Here is a 20,430-nt window from a genome sequence, read left to right on the forward strand (position 1 = left end):
CCAAACCTTGAAGATTTGGCGATTACGTAACTTACAGACCCAAGGCGCGGACCAGCAGGTAAACGCCTGCGACGAGCAATGCCGCGATTACCAGACACCCCCAACGTGGCACCTTGACCCGGCGGCCTTCGTCTTCCCCCCAAATTATTTCCTGCGCAGAGTAACCAGTGGTGCCATCTAAAAGTGCGTCTGGCGACATTTGCCCAAACGCCATCTGGTCCTCCGCGCAGCGAGAGTGGGCGTAGACACTCTGTGCTGCCTCGCGCTCCCACAGGTTGGTCGCGATCAAGCGCAGAGCAGCGTAGTCTTCTTTGGTTATGTCCTTGCCGCAGAAGCAGCAAATGTAACCGTCATTCACTCCGGTGCCTCCGCCCGACCATCTGGGCCATCTTATATACCCAATCACTCTATCGTTGGCACAGCATAGCCGCTACCCGAACGACCGCAATTGGGCGGAAGCCGCCACCACCCCCTCAACCCACCCCCACCACCTCGATCGCCTCGTCCTTCCCCGCGAAATCGACGCGCTCGCCCACTTCCGCGCCGATCAGCGCGCGCGCTAAGGGCGCCTGGAAGCCCACCCGCCCCTCGGCCGGATCGGCTTCGTCGCCGCCGACGATGTCAACCGTGCGCTCGGCGCCGTTGAGGCGATAGGTGACGCGGCTGCCGATGCCGACGGTGCCGGGTTCGGGCGGGGGCACTACCTCCGCCGTGGTCTGGCGGGTGTGCCAATAGCGGAGTTCGCGTTGGAGCGCGGCTCGATCCGCTTCCGCCGCAGACGCGATCAACGTTTCTAGCTCCACCACCTTCGCGCCGATCAGTGTCAGCCCACGCGGCGTCACGAGGTTCGGCCCCGGCGCTATCGGGCGTTCGAATTTGGGTTCGAGATGTTCTTCGTCGCTTTCGCGGCGGAAGGCGACGCTCATGTTCGGTCCTTTGTCCTATCCATTGCACACTCCCCTGCCCGTTCGTGCTGAGCTTGTCGAAGCACTCTTTGCCACGAGGTGTGGCCTGTGGAGCACGGGCCCTTCGACAGTGATGAGGTGGAAACGTCCCCCGGACGTTTCCAGCCGAGCCGGGGGCTCGGCGACCTCATCACCAGGGCGAACGGGATCGGTTTCCCGTCCCCGGTGTCTCGACTTCGCTCGACACGAACGGAGTTTGGAATGCGCCAACGCACAAACCCGCCCCTTGGGTGCAGCGCAACAATCTGCTAGGCGCGCGGCTTATGCTCAATATCAACGGTATCACGGTGCGCCTTGGCGGGCGCGCGATCCTCGACGGCGCGAGTGCCGCCTTGCCGCCCAAAAGCCGCGTCGGGCTGATCGGGCGCAATGGCGCCGGCAAATCGACGCTGATGAAGGTTATGATCGGGCAATTGGAGCCCGACCTCGGCGAAATCGAAATGCCGCGCGGCACCCGCATCGGTTACATCGCGCAGGAGGCACCGTCGGGCACCACCACGCCGATCGAGGCGGTTCTGGCAGGCGATACCGAGCGCGCGGCGCTGATGCTGGAGGCGGAAACCTGCACCGATCCCGACCGGATGGGCGCGGTGTACGACCGCCTCACCGCGATCGATGCGTACACGGCCGAGGCGCGCGCCGCCCGGATCCTGGTCGGGCTGGGCTTCGACGAGGAAATGCAGCAGCGTCCGCTCGACAGTTATTCGGGCGGGTGGAAGATGCGCGTGGCGCTCGCCTCGCTGCTGTTTTCGGAGCCAGACCTGCTGTTGCTCGACGAGCCGTCGAACCATCTCGACCTCGAAGCGACGTTGTGGCTCGAGAATTTCTTAAAATCGTACCCGGCGATGATGGTCGTGATCAGCCATGAGCGCGATTTGCTCAACAATGTCGTCGACACGATCCTGCACCTCGAAGGCGGCAAGGTGCATCTCTACACCGGCGGCTATAACAGTTTCGAGCGGCAGCGCGCCGAGCGGGTCGCGCAGCTTGCCGCGGCCAAGGCGTCGCAGGATGCGCAACGCGCCAAACTGAGCGAATATATCGCCAAGAACAGCGCGCGCGCCTCGACCGCGAAGCAAGCGCAGAGCCGCCAGAAGATGCTGGCGAAGATGCAGCCGATCGCATCGATGGCAGAGGATTCGACGCTGTCGTTCGATTTCCCGTCGCCGGAGGAATTGCGCCCGCCGCTGATCACGCTCGACATGGCGGCGGTCGGCTATGCCGACAAGCCGATCCTGCAGCGTTTGAACTTGCGGCTCGATCCCGATGATCGCGTCGCGCTGCTCGGGCGCAACGGCAATGGCAAGACCACCCTCGCCCGCCTGCTCGCGGCGCAATTGCCCGCGATGGACGGCGCGATGACCGCGTCGGGCAAGATGCGCGTCGGATACTTCACGCAGTACCAGGTCGAGGAGCTCGACGGCGACGACACGCCGCTGGAGCATATGACGCGCATGATGTCGGGCAAGACGCCCGGCGCGGTGCGCGCGCAGCTTGGGCGCTTCGGCTTTTCCGGCGTGAAAGCGACGCAGAAGGTCGGCAAGCTCTCGGGCGGCGAACGCGCGCGGCTCGCGCTGGCGCTGATCACACGCGATGCGCCGCACATGCTGATCCTCGACGAACCGACCAACCATCTCGACGTCGATGCGCGCGAGGCGCTGGTGCAGGCGCTCAACGCCTATGACGGCGCGGTGATCCTGGTTAGCCACGACCGGCATATGGTGGAACTCACCGCCGATCGGCTGGTGCTGGTCGATAATGGCACGGCGAAGGAATATGCTGGCAGCATGGAGGATTATATCGCCTTCGTGCTGGCGGGCGAAGGCGGCGACACGGGCAAGACCAAGGCGGCGGCGAAAAAGGACGACAAGCCGCAACTGAGCGCGGCGGCGGTGGCGTTGCAGAAGAAGGCGCACGAGGCCGAGGCTTTGGTCGCCAAGCTGACCAAGCAGCGTGACGCGATCGACCGCGCGATGCTTGATCCGAGCACGGCGGAGGCGTGGCTGGCGCGGCTATCGCCCGCCGATTTGACGAAGCAGCACGCCCAGGTTTCGAAGAAGCTGGATGCCGCCGAGGCCGTGTGGTTCGAGATCAGCGAGACGCTGGAACTGACCGCGGCGTAACGTCTGGGCGGGCACCCCGCCCCGTTCGCCCTGGGCCTGTCGAACGGCACCTCTCCGCAAGCGACGCCAGCGACCGCACAGAGCCGGCGTCGACAACCCCGGATCAAGTCCGGGGCCGAACGGAGGATAGGTCAAAGCTGAATAGGGACCGGCCCTCTGAGAGAGGCCGGTGGTGCGGGTGGTCGGGGTCGAACCGACACTCCTTGCGGAACGGGATTTTGAGTCCCGCGCGTCTACCAATTTCACCACACCCGCGTGCGGATGGCGCTGGTAGCCGCAGCGGCGGCAGACTTCAAGCCCAGTGATGCACCGGTTGCCCCGGACGCGCCTGAACATATTCGGCGCTGACCGCAGTAGCGATCGTCTGCTCGGCGATCCCGACGAAGCGCGCATAGCTGCGCGCGAAGCCGACCGCATAAACGCGGGCGTGGAACCCATCATAGTCGCCGCGTTCAATCGATTCGAGGTGAGATACGGTAATGCGTGTATGACGCGATACATCGATCAGCGATGCGCCGATCGCCTCGCGCGCTTGCCGCAGCAAGGCGCCAGGCCGGGCACTGGGCATCAAGCCGAGTTCGATTCCTTCGAAGGCATCGAAGCCGCGCTCCGCCAAATTCGCTGCTGCCACTCCGTGCGCCCCCGCCCTACGACGCGCAACCGTTACGGAATCGAATCGATATGATCAATCCCGTTGACGCCGCCGGGCGGACGCTCGAGTCCCTTATTCGAACGTTCGCGCAAGGTCGGCGGGCAGATCGGCCTTCGGGTCATCGCCGAAGCGGTTCGGCCCGCGCGTGCCTTCGGTGCAATACCAGACCAGCAGCAGCAGGCCGGAGATGAACACGCCCAGAAACGCGACGCCGGCGAACATCATGCTGGAGACGCTGGCCGCCGCAGCACCGGCAAACACACCCCCGAACGCGAGCACGAGCGGCACGATCGGCAGCAGGATCCACCAACCGCTGCGGTCGGTATCGTGCAACCGCCGCACCGCGACCGTGATGTTCGGGACCAGCACGGCAAGCGAAAAGACCCCCGACAGCAGTCCGCCGCTGAGATTTCCGGCGGCGCCCATCGCACCGGGCGCGCTGCTGGTCGTGGTCGTCGCGCTGCCGCCCAGACCGAGGACGGCATCGAGGATGCTCAATACGATGTTGGCGAGGATCAGGAACAGGATCCACATCCAATATTCCTTGCGCCGCGAACGCCCGCTGAATTCCGCATAGCGTTTCAGCGGTAAGATCATCCATTCCATAGCGGCCCCCAGTTTTCAGCGATTCCTCGCCGGTTCAAAGACATGTGTCGCGGCACTTCATCGCCATGGCAAGTCGAACCTCAGTTGCGCGGCGCTTGCCGGCGATAGCTCAGCGCCTCCGCCACGTGGATGCGCCCGACCTGTTCCACCCCCGCAAGATCGGCGATGGTCCGCGCGACCCGCAGGATGCGGGTATAGCCGCGCGCCGAGAGCCGCATCGCCTCCGACGCCTGCGCCAGCAGCTTGCGGCCTGCCTCGTCCGGCGTCGCAACGGTATCGAGCAGCACACCGTCAACCTCGGCATTGGTACGGATGGCGTGATCGGCATAGCGCACCTGCTGCACCGCGCGCGCGGCGGCGACGCGGGCGCCGACCTCCGCCGATCCTTCGGTGGGCGGCGGCAGGACGAGATCGGCGGCGCTGACCGCCTGCACCTCGACATGCAGATCGATCCGGTCGAGCAGCGGCCCGGACACCTTCGCCTGATAATCCGCCGCGCATTTCGGTGCGCGCGAGCAGGCCAGCGCCGCATCGCCGAGATGCCCGCAGCGGCACGGGTTCATCGCCGCGATCAGCTGGACCCGTGCCGGGAACGTCACGTGCGCATTGGCGCGCGCGACGCTGACGGTGCCGGTCTCGAGCGGCTGGCGTAGCGAATCGAGCACGGCGCGCTGAAATTCGGGGAGTTCGTCGAGGAACAGCACGCCGAGATGCGCGAGGCTGACTTCGCCGGGTTTGACCTTCAACCCGCCGCCGACCAGCGCCGCCATCGATGCCGAATGGTGCGGCGCGCGGTACGGGCGGTTGCGGGTGAGCCGCCCGCCGTTGAGCGTCCCCGCGACGCTTGCCACCATCGACACCTCCAGCGCCTCGCCCGCATCCAGCGGCGGGAGGATACCCGGCAGGCAGGACGCCATCAGCGATTTGCCCGCGCCCGGCGGCCCGACCATCAGCATGTTGTGGCCCCCCGCCGCCGCGATCTCCAGCGCGCGCTTGGCGGTTTCCTGCCCCTTTACTTGCCGCAGATCGGGCCCGCCGACCCAATCCTCGGCCTCACCCGGCTCAGGCGCCCCGAGCAGGCCGTGGCCCTTGAAGTGGTTGATCAGCGACAGGATGTCGGGGGCCGCCAGCACGCCCGATCCGGCCCAGGCCGCCTCCGACCCTTGCGCCGCCGGACAGACCAGCCCCTTCCCCACTTCCGAGGCATGGAGCGCGGCCAGCAGCACGCCCGGCGACGGCGCGATCCGCGCGTCGAGGCTGAGTTCGCCAACCACGACATAATCGGCAAGCGTCTCGGCATCGACCACGCCCATCGCGGCGAGCAGCGCGAGTGCGATCGGCAAATCGAAATGCGATCCTTCCTTGGGCAGATCAGCCGGGGACAGATTCACGACGATCCGCTTGGGCGGCAGCGCCAGGCCCATCGCGGCGATCGCCCCGCGTACCCGCTCGCGGCTTTCACCGACCGCCTTGTCACCAAGACCCACGACGTTGAAGGCGGGCAGGCCGGGGATGAGCTGCACCTGCACCTCGACCGCGCGCGCCTCGAGCCCGAGATACGCCACCGTCGATACGCTCGCCACCATGCGCCATTCCCCCCGGACAGGGGTGGAGCATAACCGGTTTCCGCCCCGAAGGAACCTGCCGCGGAAACCTGTCGCAGCCGCCTTGCGTGCGCAAGACACTGGTCCCACATGCGTACGATATGATTACGTCGCGAAACCCGATGATCCGCACCGGCCTGTTCGTCTCCGGCATCCTCGTGATCATCGTGTCACCGGTCATCGGCGCGATCCCCGGGCCGGGTGGGGTGTTCGTGTTCGCCGCCGGTCTCGCTCTGGTCTTGCAGAATTCGCACAAGGCGCGGCGTGGGTTCGTCCACGTCAAGCGGCGCTACCCGCGAGTCGGCCATTATGCCGACATGGGTTTGCGGCGTCAGAGTGCCGCGCGACGCCGCGCGCGCGACAAAGTGCCGCGTGCCGCGCGTTGACTTTACGCGGGCCTGAAGCTAAGCGCTCCCCATCAAGGCCGTCCTCGTGGCGGCCATTTGCTATTTTGACGTGCAGGGAATGAACGATGAAGCGGACCTTTCAGCCGAGCAATCTGGTGCGCGCACGCCGCCACGGGTTCCGCTCGCGCATGGCGACGCCGGGTGGCCGCAACGTGATCCGCGCACGCCGCAATCGCGGTCGGAAGAAGCTGTCGGCCTAATCACGCTGACGATTCGCCGCGATTTCCTTGCGGCGAATGGCGCAAAACGCGCGCCGATGCCGGGCTTTGTCCTGCAGATGCGGCCGCGGGGTGATGGCGATCCGACGATGCGGATCGGCTACACCGTGACCAAGAAAATCGGCAATGCCGTGGTGCGCAACCGCATGAAGCGGCGGTTGCGGGCGTTGGCGCGTGAGCTGCTGCCCGAATCGGGCGTGCGCGGTGCTGATCATGTGTTGATCGGCCGCAACGGCGGGGTCGAGCGCGACTTTGCCGTGTTGCGGGCGGAGTTGATCAAGGCGCTGGCCAAGGTGGCGCGGTGAGTCGCTCAAGCCACCGTGCTCCGGCGAAGGCCGGAGCGTTGGCGGCCAAGGGCAGCGCTCGTAACCCAGAGCTCCTGCCTGCGCAGCAGGAGCGCAGCGGGGATCGGTGCGGGGGTGGCCCATGCTGACCCGCTTCCTCATCCTCCTCGTCCGCGGCTGGCAAGTCGGCCCCTCGGCGATCCTCCCGCCCTCCTGCCGGTTTCAACCAACCTGTTCCGCCTATGCAATTACCGCCCTTCGCCGCTATGGGCCGTTGAAAGGCGGGTGGTTGGCGGCCAAGCGAATCGCGCGGTGCCATCCCTGGGGCGGGTACGGACCCGATCCTGTACCCTGATCGAACGGACGTTTACGTGAAAGACGATACCCGGAATTTTGTGCTGTTCGCGGTGCTGGCGGCGATCATCCTGCTCGGTGGGAATTTCCTGTCGAGCACGCTGTTCCCGCGCGCCAATCCGCCGGCGACCAAGATCGTCGCGGGCACGACCAAGGTGATCGACACCCCGACCGGCCCCACCACCGCTGGCCCCACGACGACCGGAACCGGCGCCGTGCGCGCGCTCGAGGTCGTCCGCGCCGAAAGCCCGCGCATCGCGATCCGTACCGCCGATCTGGAGGGTTCGATCAATTTGAAGGGCGCGCGGATCGATGATCTGACGCTGACCAAATATAAGGAAACCGTCGACAAGAATTCTCCGCCGATCCGCTTGCTGTCGCCGCGCGGCACCAAGGATGCGTATTTCGGTGGCTTCGGATGGAGCGGCGACGGCGTCACCGTGCCCGACGCCAACACGCTGTTCACCGCGAGCGGCACCGAACTCGCGCCCGGCAAGCCCGTCACGCTCAAATGGGCCAACGGCAAGGGGCAGGTCTTCGCGCTGACCTTCGCGGTCGACGACAAATATATGTTCACGGTGCGCCAGACGGTTTCGAACGCCGGCCCAGCCCCGATCGCGCTGCGCCCGTACGCGCTCGTTTCGCGCGCTGGCGTCGGCACCGAGCCCGATACCTGGACCAACCACATCGGCCCGATCGGCGTGTTCGACAAAGGTGCGACCTACGACATCACCTTCGACAATCTGAAGGGCAAGGAGCCAGGCTTCTTCGCGCGGCTATGGGGCAGCAGCTCGAAGCCCGGCGCCAACATGTTTGATACAACCGGCGGCTGGCTCGGCTTCGGCGACAAATACTTCCTCGCCGCCGTGATCCCGGATCGCGGCGCACCGGTCCGTTCGGGCTTCCGCGCGGCGAATGGCGATGCCTATCAGGGCGATTTCACGCTCGCCCCACGCGTCGTCGCGCCGGGGAAGGCGCTCGTCTCGACCTCCAAGTTCTTTGCGGGCGCCAAGGAAACCAACACGCTCGACCGCTATGAAGACCGGCTCGGCATCCCCAATTTCGGCAAGGCGATCGACTGGGGCTGGTTCGAAGTGGTCGAAAAGCCGATTTTCAAATATCTCGACTGGCTGTTCCGTAACATCGGCAATTTCGGTGTCGCGATCATCCTGCTGACCGTCACGATCCGCACGCTGATCTTCCCGATCGCGCAGCGCCAGTTCGCGTCGATGGCCGCCATGAAGGCGATCCAGCCGAAGATGAAGGCGCTGCAAGAGAAATACAAAGACGACAAGGCACGCCAGCAGCAGGAAGTGATGGCGCTGTACAAGACCGAGAAGGTCAACCCGCTCGCCGGGTGCCTGCCGACCTTGCTGCAGATCCCGATCATGTATTCGCTCTACAAGGTGCTGCTGCTGACGATCGAAATGCGGCATAAGCCGTTCATCGGGTGGATCCACGATCTGTCGGCGCCCGATCCGGCGCACATCCTCAACCTGTTCGGGCTGCTGCCCTACACCGTGCCCGGCTTCCTCGCGATCGGCGTGGTGCCGGTGCTGCTCGGCGTGTCGATGTTCTTCCAGTTCAAGCTCAACCCCGCCCCGATGGACGAAGCACAAAAGCAGGTCTTCGCGATCATGCCGTGGATGCTGATGTTCGTGATGGCGCCGTTCGCGGTGGGCCTGCAGATTTACTGGATCACGTCGAACCTGTGGACCATCGCGCAGCAGCGTTTGCTCTATGCGAAGCACCCGGCGCTGAAAGAACCGACCCCCAAACCCGTGGTGAAGACGTGAGTTTCGAACCCGAAGCGATCGAAGCCGCGCGGAAAGCCTTTGCCGGGCCGGTCGCGTTCCTGAAGTCCGCGCCCGCGCTGGAGTTTCTGCCCAATGCCGATGTGCCCGAAGTGGCCTTCGCCGGCCGCTCCAATGTCGGCAAATCGTCGCTGCTCAACGCGCTGACCGGGCGCAATTCGCTCGCGCGGACGTCGAACACGCCGGGCCGCACGCAGGAGCTGAACTTCTTCGACGTCGGCAATCCGCTCAGCTTCCGGCTGGTCGATATGCCCGGCTATGGTTTCGCCAAGGCGCCCAAGGACATGGTGCGCAAATGGCGGTACCTGGTAAACGATTTCCTGCGCGGGCGCGACGTATTGAAGCGCGCGCTCGTGCTGATCGATTCGCGCCACGGCATCAAGGATGTCGACCGCGACATCCTCGAGATGCTGGACAAGGCAGCGGTCAGCTACCGTATGGTGCTGACCAAGGCCGACAAGATCAAGGCGACCGAGCTCGCCGAGGTGACCGAAGCGACGATCGCCGAAGCGCGCAAGCGCCCCGCGGCTCACCCGGAAGTGCTGGTTACGTCGAGCGAGACGGGACTTGGGATTGCAGAACTGCGCGCGGCGGTGATGGAAGCGATCGGGTAGAGCACGGCCCGGGGGTAGCAACCGCTGTGCTCCGGCGAAGGCCGGAGCCTTGGCCGGGGGAGCCACACCCATCCCAGCGCTCCGGCCTTCGCCGGAGCACAAGCGTCAGGTTTGGGTGTACGTCGCGGCATACTCGACCGCAAAATTCACCGACCGCGCGATGAAGCAATGCGCATGGATGCGCCCGTGGATCCCATCCGCCACCGCAAGATCGGTCCCCGCCGCCACCGTAATCGTCGGCCGCAGCACCGCGCGGATAAACCGCCCGGTCCCATCCGGTGCGCTCTCCCCTACCCCCAGTGGATCGTCGACGTAATCGGTCACCACGATCCCCGCCGCACTCGCCAGGTGCAGATACCACAGCATGTGGCACCCCGAGAGGCTGGCGAGCAGCAGATCCTCCGGGTTGGGCAGGCCGGGATCGCCGCCGAGCAGCGGATCGTTCGAACAGTGCACCACCGGCTTGCCGGGCGTCGCGATCTGCCAGGTCCGGTCATAGCCGCGATAGCTGCGCGTCCCCTCGCCACGATTGCCGGTCCAGGCGATCCGCGCGGTGTAATCGTGCTGCATGTGATGCCCTAGCCCCCGATGTCGCCGGAAACACACCTTACGCCCCGTCCCCGGTTGTCGGCAACGCCGCCGCGCGCTACCCCACCCTCATGAAACTGATCATCGGCAACAAGGCCTATTCCTCTTGGAGCTTGCGCGGCTGGCTCGCGTGCAAGCAGTCCGGGCTGCTGTTCGAAGAAGCGGTCGTGCCGCTCTACGATGCCGAATGGGACAAGCGCCGCGACGGCGATGAGTTCGCGCCGTCCTCAGGCAAGGTGCCGATCCTGTGGGACGGCGATGCTGTCGTGTGGGACAGTCTCGCGATCATCGAATATCTCGCCGAGAAGACCAGCCGCGACCTGTTCTGGCCCGCCGACGATGCCGCGCGCGCGATGGCGCGGTCGATGGCGGCGGAAATGCATTCGAGCTTCACCGCGCTGCGCCGCAAGCACAGCATGAACGTGCGCCAGATCTTCCCGCCGCAGCGCCCCGATGACGATGTCGTCGCCGACCTCACCCGCATCATGGAGCTATGGGCGCAGGCGCGCGCGCGCTTCGGCGGCGAAGGCGATTTCCTGTTCGGCGCATTCCGCGCGGCGGACATCATGTACGCGCCGGTCGTCACTCGGATCGTCACCTATTCGCTTCCCGTCGCGCGCTTTGCGACGGGGTATATGGACGCCGTGCTACACCACCCCTTTATGCAGGATTGGATCGCCAGTGCGCAGGAAGAGGAATGGGTGATCGAACAGTTCGAGCAGCCCGCCGCAAAGGCCTAGAGTCTTTTTGTTTTTAAGCGGGGTCACCTTAATTTCCGTTCGGGCTGAGCCTGTCGAAGCCCTGCGTGCCACAAGCGATGTCGGACGTGTTGCACGCAGCCCTTCGACAGGCTCAGGGCGAACGGAGAGTGTTCCACCCTTGGCGAATACGACCTTAGGTTAAGGCAGCCGCGCAGCAGCGTACGGCGTGCCGTCCTTCTGAAAATAGCCGTCAGGCCCGAACGTCATGTCGATGTCGGAATAGGCCCCGCCCGCCGCGCGCGGCCCGGCGCCGATCGCGACGAACACGCAGTCGGTATCGCTGCGGTTCTGCAGATGATGCCCGTTCTCCACGCCCGCCGGGAAAGTCGCGATGTCCCCGGCGCGCAGCAGCTTCTCGCCGCCGTCCTCGATCATCACGGCTTCGCCCGCGATCATTACGACCATTTCATCCTCGTCGGCGTGCCAATGCCGTTGCGACGACCACGCGCCGGGCTTGAGCACAACATGGCTCGCCGCGAAGTGCGACAGGCCCGACGGCGGCGCGAGGCGGCGATACCAGCGGCCCGCAACGGGCGCATCGAACGGCGGCGGATACCCCGTCGCATTGGTCTGTGGAATCGAGTCCAGATCGAGTTTCGGCATGGCATGTCCCCCGGCCCGCCCCGGCGGGATCGCGCGAGTATGGCGCGGGATGCGCCGCCGGAGAAGCTCCAATCCTCATCCAGAGGCACTACTGCCAAGCTTCGTCAGCATATGCTACGGCGTGGCGATGTCCCGCTCCCAGCGCCTGCTCGATCTGATCCAAGTGCTGCGGCGGCATCGTCGTCCCGTCGCGGGTTCGCTGCTGGCCGAGGAACTCGGCGTGTCGCTCCGCACGCTGTATCGCGACGTCGAGACGCTGCGCGCGCAGGGCGCGCCGATCGATGGCGAGGCGGGCGTCGGCTATGTGCTGCGCCCCGGCTTCATGCTCCCGCCGCTGATGTTTTCGGAGGAAGAGATCGAGGCGCTGGTGCTCGGCTCGCGCTGGGTATCGGAACGCGCCGACGAGCCGCTCGGCAAGGCCGCGCGCAACGTGCTCGCCAAGATCAACGCCGTGCTGCCCGACGATCTCAAGGCCAATATCGAAGCGTCGGGCCTGCTGATCGGCCCCGGCGATCCGATTCCGGTCGGCGACCGCAAACTTGCGACGATCCGCGAGGCGATCCGCTCGGAAAACATCATCCAGATCGCCTATGCCGACGAACAGGGCGCGATCACGCACCGCGCGATCTGGCCGTTCGCGCTCGCCTTTTACGACCGTGTTCGCGTCGTCGTCGGCTGGTGCGAATCGCGCGGCGGCTACCGCCATTTCCGCACCGACCGGATCACCGCGCTGTACGTCGCGCCCAGGCGATACCCGCGCCGTCGTGCCGCCTTGCTCAAGGAATGGCGGACGGTCCGCGGCATCCCCGATCAATACTGACACAAACTGACAGCACGCACCCGTAGACCGATCTGCGACGGCGCCATTCCCGCGCGCCGCAGCGGAGACCTTCGATGCCGACCTTCAACTTTGTGCTACTGCATGTGACCGACGAGACCGCCAGTGCCGCCTTCTACAGCGAAATGCTCGGCATCCCAATCATCGAAGAGAAACCCGGCTTCGCGATGCTCCCGCTTACCGAGGGCGTCATGCTCGGGCTGTGGCAACGCGACACGGTCGCGCCGAGCAGTTCGGGGCAATCGGGCGCGAGTGAGATCGGTGTCGGTGTCGCCGATGACGCTGCGGTCGCGGCCTTGCACGCCGCTTGGCACGCGCGCGGCGTGACGATCCTGCAAGCGCCGACGCCGATGCCGTTCGGCATGACCTTCGTCGCGCAGGACGCCGACGGACATCGTCTGCGGGTCACCGCCCCGCCCGTCGGCTGACGCCGCAAAGCCGCTTCCCTTCCGCGCCCGGAAACGCGAAAGGGAAGCGGGCTGATAAGGGGCTGACGTGACCGATCCTGTAGCACTGACCAAGGCGCTTCTGGCGTGCGAGAGCGTGACACCCGCACAGGGGCCGGTGTTCGACGTGCTCGAGGCAGCACTCGTGCCGCTCGGCTTCACGGTCGATCGCTTCATCGTCGGGGACGCGCCCGATGGGCCGGTCGAGAATCTGCTGGCCACGCGCGGCGGGGCCGGCCCGCACCTCGCCTTCGCCGGGCATCTCGACGTCGTTCCGCCGGGCGCGGGCTGGACCAATGGCCCGTTTACCCCGGCCGAGCGCGGCGGTCTGCTCTACGGGCGCGGCGCGGTCGACATGAAGGGCGCGATCGCGGCGTTCGTCGCCGCCATCCCGGCCGAGCCCAGCGCACCACTCAGCCTGATCATCACCGGCGACGAGGAAGGCCCCGCCACCTTCGGCACCTGCGCGCTGATCGATCGGATGCGCGAGACAGGCGTCGCCCCCGATCTGTGCCTGGTGGGCGAGCCGACCTCCTCCGCGCGGCTGGGCGACATGATCAAGATCGGGCGGCGCGGCTCGGTCAATCTTTGGATCACGGTGCCGGGCAAGCAAGGCCATGTCGCCTACCCGCATCTGGCCGACAACCCGATTCCGCGCCTGATCGCTATGCTCGCCGAGATCGACGCTATCGTGCTCGATACCGGCAATGCCTGGTTCCAGCCGTCGAATATCGAAGTGACCGACATCACCGTCGGCAACCCCGCCACCAACGTCATCCCCGCGCAGGCAAGCGCGCGGCTGAGCATCCGCTTCAATGACGAGCAACGCGGCACCGCGCTGGTCGAACGGATCGAGGCTTTGGTCCGCCGCCACGACCCCGCCGCCCAAGTCACCGCGCGCATCTCGGGCGAGGCGTTCCTGACCCCGCCCGGCGCCTTTTCGGACCTGCTCAGCGCTGCGATCGAAGCCCGCACCGGCATCCGCCCCGAGCTTTCCACCACCGGCGGCACCTCCGACGCGCGCTTCCTCTCGGCGCTGTGCCCGACGGTGGAATTCGGCCTGACCAACGCCACGATGCACAAGGTCGACGAGGCGGTGGCGATCGAGGATCTGGCGGCGTTGCGCGATATCTACGCGGACATCATCGCGCGGGTTGCCGCGACGTAAATCCTCCTTCAGTTCGCCCTGAGCCTGTCGAAGGGCCTGGGCCACAAACTCAGATTTCGCCTGTTGCACGAGTGCTTCGACAAGCTCAGCATGGACGGGAACTGGGCAGCGTTTGCCGCCCATAACCGACTCAAACGACTCACGATTCCCCGCGACTCGTGCTGACTCCTTGGTTTTTGTGGACGCGAGTCGGCGAAGAGCGTAAGCCTGCCCTTAACCATAATGGTAAGCGGGCATGGCGATCGATCCCTGGTTCTTCATTGCCGTCGGATGCAGCCTGACCGGATACACGCTGTATCTGACCGGGCTGCGGCGGCAATTGGTGCAACCCAATCGCGCCTCCTGGCTGATCTGGAGTGCCGCGACCGCAGTCGAGGCGGGGACCTATGCCGCGGTGAACCCCGGCGCGTTGCAAGGCTGGGTGTTCGCGCTGTCGGCGCTGGCGTGCGTCGCGGTGACGATCGGCATCTGGCAGCGATCGGTGTGGAGTGCACCGTCGCGCGGCGAGATCGTCTGTACCGCCGCCTGCCTTGCCGCGCTGACGCTGTGGATCGTGTCGAACAACGCCTTCTGGGCGCACATGCTGGTGGTCGCCGCTGTACCGGCCAGTTTCTGGCCGACGTGGCAAAGCGTGGCGCAGGACCGTAACCGCGAGCGATCGCCCGCTTGGGGGCTGTGGGCGGTCGGCGATCTCGCCACGCTGCTCGTCGCGACGCGCGGCGGCGATCAACAGGTTGGCGAATATGCTTATATCCTGGTCGAACTGCTGTGCCACGCAAGCGTGTGGTTCATGGTCGGCCTCGCGACGATCAACCCGTTGCGCTCGCTCGGTTTCCGCAACGGGCGGCTCTATGTGCTCGATGCCTATAGTCCGGCGGCGAGCCTGTTCTCGGTCGGCGAGACGCATCTCGGCAAGGCGGTGTACGCCGCGCAAGGCTTTGCCGAGGGCGACGAGATCATCCGCTTCACCGGCCGCCGCTTCCGCGCCGACCGCGTGCCGAGCCTGATGCGCGGGTCGAGCGACCGCTTCGTGCAGGTCACGCCGCAACATTATATGGGCCCGTCGGGGCGGATCGACGATCTGATCAACCATAGCTGTGCGCCCAATGCCGGCCTGCGCTTCGCCGGCGGCAGCGTGACGCTGATCGCAATCCGTGACATCGCGCCGGGCGAGGAAATCGCCTGGGATTATTCGACCACTTTGGCCGAATCGAACTGGCACATGATCTGCCAGTGCCGCGCGCCTGAGTGCCGCCGCGTCATCGGCAATTTCGCGACGCTTTCGCCCGAACGGCAGGAATGGTTCCGCGCGCGGAATCTGGTCGCGCCGTATCTGCGGCGGAAGGATGAAGTCGCGAGGGCGCGGGATCGGGCTGCTTAGCGTGCTGCACGAGAATCCTCCCCCGCCAGGGGGGGGATTCTAGATATCCCTACCCCAACATCTCCCGCACCCGCGCCGCCAGCGTCTCCATCGCAAACGGCTTCGCGATCAGCGCCATCCCAGCCTCCAGCGGCCCATCCCCCACCACCGCATTCTCGGCAAAGCCGGTAATGAACAACACCGGCAGATCAGCGCGCACCGCGTCGGCGACTTGCCGGCCGTTCATGCCGCCGGGCAAGCCGACATCGGTGATCAGCAGATCGACCCGCCGCGCCGAGACAAGCAGTTCCAGCGCCTCGGCCCCCGTTTCCGCCGCGATCACGGCATAGCCCAGTTCGCCGAGTACTTCGCTTACCAGCATCCGCACGCCGGGCTCGTCATCGACCAGCAGCACCGTCTCGCCCAATCCCTCGGGTTCCAGCGCCGCGCTCCCGCCCACTGCCGCACTGGCGACCACGCCATAATGGCGCGGCAGATACAGGCACATCGTCGTGCCCTCGCCCGGTGTCGAGCGGATCTGGATTTCACCGCCCGATTGCCGGACGAAGCCATAGATCATCGACAGGCCGAGCCCCGTCCCCTGCCCCATCGGTTTGGTGGTGAAGAAGGGATCGAACGCGCGGGCGATGACGTCGGGGCTCATGCCGGTGCCGGTGTCGGTCACGCACAGCGTCAGATACGCCCCCGGCGGCACGTCGCGCTCGATCGCGGCGGCGTCGTCGAGCCATTGCTGACCGGTCTGGAGCGTCACCGTGCCGCCCTCGGGCATCGCGTCGCGCGCGTTGATGCACAAATTGAGCAGCGCGTTTTCGAGCTGGTTGGCATCGGCCAGGACCGGCCAGGTGTCGGAATCGACATCCACCGCCAGCGCGATCCCCGGGCCAAGCGTCCCGCGCAGCAGATCCTCCATCCCAGCGATGAGCCGCGCCACATCGACCGGCCGCGGATCAAGCGGTTGCCGCCGCGAGAACGCGAGCAGCCGGTGCGTCAATGCCGCGGCGCGCCCGGCGCTGGTCTGCGCGGCGCCGATATAGCGCGGCAGATCGTCGATCCGCCCTTGCTTGAGGCGCAACTGCATCAGTTCGAGCGCGCCCGAAATACCGGTCAGCAGATTATTGAAATCATGCGCCAACCCGCCGGTCAGCTGCCCGACGGCTTCCATCTTCTGCGATTGGCGCAAGCGCTCCTCCAACTCGCGCTGGCGGCTCACATTCACCCCGACGCCGATCACCTGTTCAAGCTGCCCGGCGGCATCGCGGATGACATGGCTGCGCGACAGGATGTAGCGGATCGCCCCGTCGGGCAGGAGGATGCGATATTCGTTTTCTTCATCCTCGCCCGTTTCGCGCGATTTCGCGATCACGGCATAGGTACGCGGCAAATCCTCCGGGTGAATCCGTTCGAGGATCTCCGCCATCGACCGGCCCGGCCCGGCTTCCTCCGCCGGGAATCCGTGCAACGCGCCGAAACCGGGGTCGCTGTAAAAGCGGTCGGTGGCGGCCTCATAGGTCCACACCCCCATCCCATCCATCGCCTCCAGCACCATCCGCGTGCGCTTCTCGGCGGCGACCAGCGCCGCCTGCTGCCGGCGCTCCTCGGTTACGTCGCGGGCGTTGGTGTAGAGCCGGTCGCCGAACAGGATCGTCTGCCACGCCAGCGTGCGATAGCTCCCGTCGCGCGTGCGCAAGCGCTTCTCGAGCCGCTGCGGCGTCCCTGGTTCCGCCACCGCCGCGCGTTCCGCCGCGCTGCCGCCATGGTCGTCCGGGTGACGCAGCCACGCCGTATCGCGGCCGACGATCTCGTCCGCCGTCCAGCCGAGCAGGCGTTCCCACGCCGGGTTCACCGCGATCCAGCGCCCGTCGGGTTCGGCAATCCCGAGCAGATCGTTGCTGACCTCCCATAACTTATCGCGTTCGGCGGTGCGCGCGGCGACTTCGTCCTGCAAGCTGAGGTTGATCACCTGCAACCGCGCCGTGGCGCGTACGCGGGCGACGGCGTCCCAGCTCAGTTCCGCGACTTCCTCCACCAGCGCGATTTCGCTGCGCGTCCAGCCGCGCGGGGTCGCATTGCTGAGGTAGAATCCGCCCTGCCATTCGCCGCCACGCACCAGCGGCACGCTGATCCCCGCGCGCGTTCCGGTCGCCTCCAGCGCGCCTTGGTCGGGCGCATCGGCATCCTCTGGCGCGGCAAACACTAACGTGCCGCCGCTGCGGATGGTGTCACCGATCCGCGTCCCGAACGCCGCGGACGCCACCGTGCCGCTCAGCGGCGGCAGCAGGTCGCTGACCCAGCACGCGCCGTACCGGATCACGTCGCCGGGCAGCATCTCGAAGAACCCCGCGCGATCGACACCGAGATATTCCCCCACCGCATCGGCGGTCAGTTGCATCACATCGTCGGGATCGGCCTGGATGCGCTGCCGCTCGGTCAGCGCCAGAATAAACTCGCGCTCGTCCTTCGCGGTGCGCAGCGCCCGTTCGTTAAGGACTTGCGCGGTAACTTCGAGACCCTGGTTGAGGATGCCATACGGCGCGCCATTCTCATCGAGGATCGGCGAGCTGTTGTAGGTCCAGAACGTCTCGGTCGGGACGCCTGCGCGAAGCATCATCAGCCGCTGCGCGACATATGCGACGCCGCGCCGCGCGGCCAGCACGGCGGCGAATTGCGGCCCGAGCACCGGCCAGATATCGCGCCGGACCTCCGCCGCCGGGCGCCCCAGCGCCCACGGGTGCTTCTCGGCGAGCACCGTCCAGGCATCGTTGTAGATCATACGAAATTCCCGCCCCCAATAGATGGCGGTCGGAAAGCTGGAATGCAGGCAGTGGCTGACGCTCAGCTTCAACGCGGCCGGCCAACGATCGGGCGGCCCGAACGGGTGCGCGTGCCAGTCAAACGCGCGCAGCAGCGTGCCGACTTCACCCCCGCCGTCAAGAAACCCCAAGCCCGCCACAGTCGGCCTAGGGTCGGGGTCGGGGTCGGGGTCAGGGGCGGTGTCGGGCATCACAACAGCCTCATCATGCACTCACTCAACACGCCGAATCAACGACTTGGGACGGAAGTGAGCATGCGAACCGGCCTGTTTCGTTTCAACCGGCCAAGCCAGCCGATGTTCCGCTCGCTACAGCGTCGCAAGATCGATCGGTGCGAACCGGTCCAGCGTATCGTTCGCCTCCGGCATAGGATATTTCAGCCCGGTCGCGCAATTGAACAGCACGACGCGCTCCTCTTCATCGACCTCGCCGGTGCGCAGCGCCTCTTTATACGCCGCCAGCGTCGCGCCGCCTTCCGGACACAGCAGCAGCCCGTCCTTACGGGCGCACTCATCGACCGCTTTCAGGATCGCCGGATCGCCGACGCCGAGCGCCTTGCCGCCGCTTTCCCGCACCGCGCGGAGGATCAGGAAATCGCCGACCGCTTTCGGCACGCGGATGCCCGCCGCTACGGTGGCGGCATCTTCCCAGCGCTCGGCATGTTCCTCACCCGCTTCGAACGCGCGGACGATCGGCGCGCAGCCGCTCGCTTGCACGGCGTACATGCGCGGGCGCTCCGGGCCAATCCAGCCGAGCTTTTCGAGCTCATCGAACGCCTTCCACATGCCGATCAGGCCGGTACCGCCGCCGGTCGGGTAGAAGATCGCGTGCGGGAGTTTCCAACCGAACTGCGCGGCCAGTTCCAGCCCCATCGTCTTCTTGCCCTCGATCCGGTACGGCTCCTTCAGCGTCGAGAAATCGAACCAGCGGCCCTCGGCAGCGCCCTTGCCGACGATCGCCCCGCAATCATCGATCAGCCCGTTGACGCGGTACACCCGCGCACCCTGCGCCTGGATTTCGCGCACGTTGATCTCGGGCGTATCGTCCGGGCAGAAGACGATCGTCTCGATCCCGCAGCGCGTGGCGTACGCGGCAAGCGCGGCCCCGGCATTGCCGTTGGTCGGCATCGCGATCTTGGTAACGCCAAGCTCCTTCGCCATCGCGACCGCCATGACGAGGCCCCGCGCCTTGAAACTGCCGGTGGGCAAGCGGCCCTCATCCTTGACCAGCACGTTAGGGCTGCCCGAGGAGCGCGGGATCGGGATCAGCGGCGTCTCGATTTCGCCGAGGCTGACGATATTCGCGGTATGCCGCACCGGCAGCAGCTCACGCCAGCGCCAGAGATCGGTTTGCCGCGCGGCAATCATCGCCTTGGGAATCGCGGCTTTGACGGCGTCGAGATCATACCGCACCAGCAACGGCCGCCCGACGCGCGACAGGCCATGAAGCGTGTCGGCCTCGTAGCGCTCGCCCGTCATCGGGCATTCGAGATGCGTGACGAACGTCGCGCGGTCGGCGGTTAGATTCGCGTTGATCACCACTTGCCGCCCGCCTCCTCGATCGCCTTCAACAACGCGCGTTTGCTCTCGGTGCGGCGGTTGCCGGCATTGCGGGGGAGTTCGGTGATGCCGGTTTCAATTCGACGGCGCTCGATATCCGCGACGAATTCGTCAAGCGGGATCGGTTTCTTTGATATCGTCGATGCCATAATCGCCAGCCGTCTCTTCCCGAACCCTTCGATCCAAATAGGCGCGATCTACCTCGCTGTGAAGAACAAGCAGCCGCCATGCCTGATCAAGCATTTCCGGCGCGGTCCCAGAGGCGAACTGCCCCATCCGATCGGCAATGATGTCTTCGACCGCGATTATGGTGGCGACCCCATCTTCCCCAAGGTCGATCATCTTCACCCGATCTCGATCGGCCAGCCCACCCAAAAGCGCGCTAGAGACTACCTCAAAGCCTAGCGCCAAATCCGGATGCATCCATCCGCGTGTCGCAACGCCGGGTCCGGATGGCTTGATGAACCCCAAATCCCGGAGCGCAGACTCGAATGCGGATTGCCGCGCGGTGGATACATCAAAGTCACCCGTCGATATTGCACTACGGGTGAACAGCTCGACCGCTGCTCCACCTACGAGGATCGGGGCTTGAAACCCCAGCGTCGTCATCGCGGTGCTAGCGCGAGCGAAATAGC

The 20,430-nt window shown here is 65.9% G+C and carries 23 protein-coding genes and 1 tRNA gene; 12 read left to right on the forward strand and 12 right to left on the reverse strand.

Annotated elements, in window-relative coordinates:
- Positions 1–31 precede the first annotated feature (31 nt).
- On the reverse strand, positions 32–358 hold the full coding sequence (locus HMP06_RS08130) for a hypothetical protein (protein ID WP_176496635.1): 327 nt from the start codon (positions 356–358) through the stop codon (positions 32–34).
- A 115-nt stretch (positions 359–473) separates the two neighbouring features.
- A complete protein-coding gene (locus HMP06_RS08135) occupies positions 474–926 on the reverse strand; it encodes a GreA/GreB family elongation factor (RefSeq protein ID WP_176496636.1) in 453 nt (150 codons plus the stop codon).
- Positions 927–1,228: 302 nt separating this feature from the next.
- Here HMP06_RS08135 and HMP06_RS08140 point away from each other — a divergent pair, with 302 nt between their 5' ends.
- A complete protein-coding gene (locus tag HMP06_RS08140) occupies positions 1,229–3,088 on the forward strand; it encodes an ABC-F family ATP-binding cassette domain-containing protein (RefSeq protein WP_176496637.1) in 1,860 nt (619 codons plus the stop codon).
- 170 nt (positions 3,089–3,258) lie between these two features.
- Here the strand turns inward: HMP06_RS08140 and HMP06_RS08145 are convergent.
- The 4 genes from HMP06_RS08145 to HMP06_RS08160 form a co-directional block, all read right to left on the reverse strand.
- Positions 3,259–3,343, reverse strand: a tRNA-Leu gene (locus tag HMP06_RS08145).
- Between the two features lie 37 nt (positions 3,344–3,380).
- On the reverse strand, positions 3,381–3,719 hold the full coding sequence (locus HMP06_RS08150; protein WP_176496638.1) for a helix-turn-helix domain-containing protein: 339 nt from the start codon (positions 3,717–3,719) through the stop codon (positions 3,381–3,383).
- Between the two features lie 93 nt (positions 3,720–3,812).
- The gene (locus tag HMP06_RS08155; RefSeq protein ID WP_176496639.1) at positions 3,813–4,346 is read right to left on the reverse strand and encodes a DUF805 domain-containing protein; all 534 of its coding nucleotides are present in this window, start codon (positions 4,344–4,346) and stop codon (positions 3,813–3,815) included.
- Positions 4,347–4,426: 80 nt separating this feature from the next.
- Positions 4,427–5,932 (reverse strand): YifB family Mg chelatase-like AAA ATPase, encoded by a 1,506-nt coding sequence (locus HMP06_RS08160; RefSeq protein WP_176496640.1) that lies wholly within the window; start codon positions 5,930–5,932, stop codon positions 4,427–4,429.
- A 140-nt stretch (positions 5,933–6,072) separates the two neighbouring features.
- On the opposite strand from HMP06_RS08160, the gene HMP06_RS08165 reads away from it, so the two are divergent.
- The 6 genes from HMP06_RS08165 to yihA all read left to right on the forward strand — a co-directional run bounded on the left by HMP06_RS08165 (position 6,073) and on the right by yihA (position 9,641).
- Positions 6,073–6,336, forward strand: coding sequence for a hypothetical protein (locus tag HMP06_RS08165; RefSeq protein WP_176496641.1), 264 nt, complete (start codon positions 6,073–6,075; stop codon positions 6,334–6,336).
- A gap of 86 nt (positions 6,337–6,422) precedes the next feature.
- Positions 6,423–6,557 (forward strand): 50S ribosomal protein L34, encoded by a 135-nt coding sequence (gene rpmH / locus HMP06_RS08170; RefSeq protein ID WP_010162954.1) that lies wholly within the window; start codon positions 6,423–6,425, stop codon positions 6,555–6,557.
- 56 nt (positions 6,558–6,613) lie between these two features.
- Complete coding sequence (gene rnpA, locus HMP06_RS08175) at positions 6,614–6,880, forward strand: ribonuclease P protein component (RefSeq protein WP_232089922.1); 267 nt, start codon at positions 6,614–6,616, stop codon at positions 6,878–6,880.
- A gap of 121 nt (positions 6,881–7,001) precedes the next feature.
- Positions 7,002–7,214 carry a membrane protein insertion efficiency factor YidD gene (yidD, locus tag HMP06_RS08180; protein ID WP_176496642.1) on the forward strand — a complete coding sequence of 71 codons (213 nt, stop codon included), beginning with the start codon at positions 7,002–7,004 and terminating at the stop codon, positions 7,212–7,214.
- Between the two features lie 16 nt (positions 7,215–7,230).
- Positions 7,231–9,009 (forward strand): membrane protein insertase YidC, encoded by a 1,779-nt coding sequence (gene yidC, locus HMP06_RS08185; protein ID WP_176496643.1) that lies wholly within the window; start codon positions 7,231–7,233, stop codon positions 9,007–9,009.
- Positions 9,006–9,641 carry a ribosome biogenesis GTP-binding protein YihA/YsxC gene (yihA, locus tag HMP06_RS08190; RefSeq protein ID WP_176496644.1) on the forward strand — a complete coding sequence of 212 codons (636 nt, stop codon included), beginning with the start codon at positions 9,006–9,008 and terminating at the stop codon, positions 9,639–9,641. Before yidC ends, yihA begins: the two co-directional genes overlap by 4 nt.
- Before the next feature lie 105 nt (positions 9,642–9,746).
- Here the strand turns inward: yihA and HMP06_RS08195 are convergent, their stop codons facing one another.
- The gene (locus HMP06_RS08195) at positions 9,747–10,211 is read right to left on the reverse strand and encodes an OsmC family protein (protein ID WP_176496645.1); all 465 of its coding nucleotides are present in this window, start codon (positions 10,209–10,211) and stop codon (positions 9,747–9,749) included.
- A gap of 89 nt (positions 10,212–10,300) precedes the next feature.
- On the opposite strand from HMP06_RS08195, the gene HMP06_RS08200 reads away from it, so the two are divergent.
- A complete protein-coding gene (locus tag HMP06_RS08200; protein ID WP_176496646.1) occupies positions 10,301–10,969 on the forward strand; it encodes a glutathione S-transferase family protein in 669 nt (222 codons plus the stop codon).
- A 159-nt stretch (positions 10,970–11,128) separates the two neighbouring features.
- Here the strand turns inward: HMP06_RS08200 and HMP06_RS08205 are convergent, their stop codons facing one another.
- The gene (locus HMP06_RS08205; RefSeq protein WP_176496647.1) at positions 11,129–11,593 is read right to left on the reverse strand and encodes a cupin domain-containing protein; all 465 of its coding nucleotides are present in this window, start codon (positions 11,591–11,593) and stop codon (positions 11,129–11,131) included.
- A 127-nt stretch (positions 11,594–11,720) separates the two neighbouring features.
- Here HMP06_RS08205 and HMP06_RS08210 point away from each other — a divergent pair, with 127 nt between their 5' ends.
- The 4 genes from HMP06_RS08210 (at position 11,721) to HMP06_RS08225 (ending at position 15,426) form a co-directional block, all read left to right on the forward strand.
- Positions 11,721–12,413: a helix-turn-helix transcriptional regulator gene (locus HMP06_RS08210; protein ID WP_176496648.1), complete on the forward strand. Its 693-nt coding sequence runs from the start codon at positions 11,721–11,723 to the stop codon at positions 12,411–12,413.
- Positions 12,414–12,487: 74 nt separating this feature from the next.
- On the forward strand, positions 12,488–12,859 hold the full coding sequence (locus HMP06_RS08215; protein ID WP_176496649.1) for a VOC family protein: 372 nt from the start codon (positions 12,488–12,490) through the stop codon (positions 12,857–12,859).
- A gap of 67 nt (positions 12,860–12,926) precedes the next feature.
- Complete coding sequence (dapE, locus tag HMP06_RS08220; protein WP_176496650.1) at positions 12,927–14,045, forward strand: succinyl-diaminopimelate desuccinylase; 1,119 nt, start codon at positions 12,927–12,929, stop codon at positions 14,043–14,045.
- 235 nt (positions 14,046–14,280) lie between these two features.
- Positions 14,281–15,426 (forward strand): SET domain-containing protein, encoded by a 1,146-nt coding sequence (locus HMP06_RS08225; protein WP_176496651.1) that lies wholly within the window; start codon positions 14,281–14,283, stop codon positions 15,424–15,426.
- A gap of 49 nt (positions 15,427–15,475) precedes the next feature.
- Here HMP06_RS08225 and HMP06_RS08230 read toward each other — a convergent pair whose 3' ends face one another.
- The 4 genes from HMP06_RS08230 to HMP06_RS08245 all read right to left on the reverse strand — a co-directional run bounded on the left by HMP06_RS08230 (position 15,476) and on the right by HMP06_RS08245 (position 20,404).
- Positions 15,476–18,427, reverse strand: coding sequence for a PAS domain-containing protein (locus HMP06_RS08230; RefSeq protein ID WP_176496652.1), 2,952 nt, complete (start codon positions 18,425–18,427; stop codon positions 15,476–15,478).
- Positions 18,428–18,544: 117 nt separating this feature from the next.
- The gene (locus tag HMP06_RS08235) at positions 18,545–19,771 is read right to left on the reverse strand and encodes a threonine synthase (protein WP_176498435.1); all 1,227 of its coding nucleotides are present in this window, start codon (positions 19,769–19,771) and stop codon (positions 18,545–18,547) included.
- Positions 19,771–19,944, reverse strand: a complete 174-nt coding sequence (locus HMP06_RS08240) for a hypothetical protein (protein ID WP_176496653.1) — start codon at positions 19,942–19,944, stop codon at positions 19,771–19,773. The genes HMP06_RS08235 and HMP06_RS08240 overlap by 1 nt, the downstream gene beginning before the upstream one ends.
- Positions 19,907–20,404, reverse strand: coding sequence for a hypothetical protein (locus HMP06_RS08245; RefSeq protein ID WP_332103029.1), 498 nt, complete (start codon positions 20,402–20,404; stop codon positions 19,907–19,909). The genes HMP06_RS08240 and HMP06_RS08245 overlap by 38 nt, the downstream gene beginning before the upstream one ends.
- Positions 20,405–20,430 lie beyond the last annotated feature (26 nt).

Origin of the sequence: Sphingomonas sp. HMP6 (assembly GCF_013374095.1) — a bacterium.
Lineage (GTDB): Bacteria > Pseudomonadota > Alphaproteobacteria > Sphingomonadales > Sphingomonadaceae > Sphingomonas.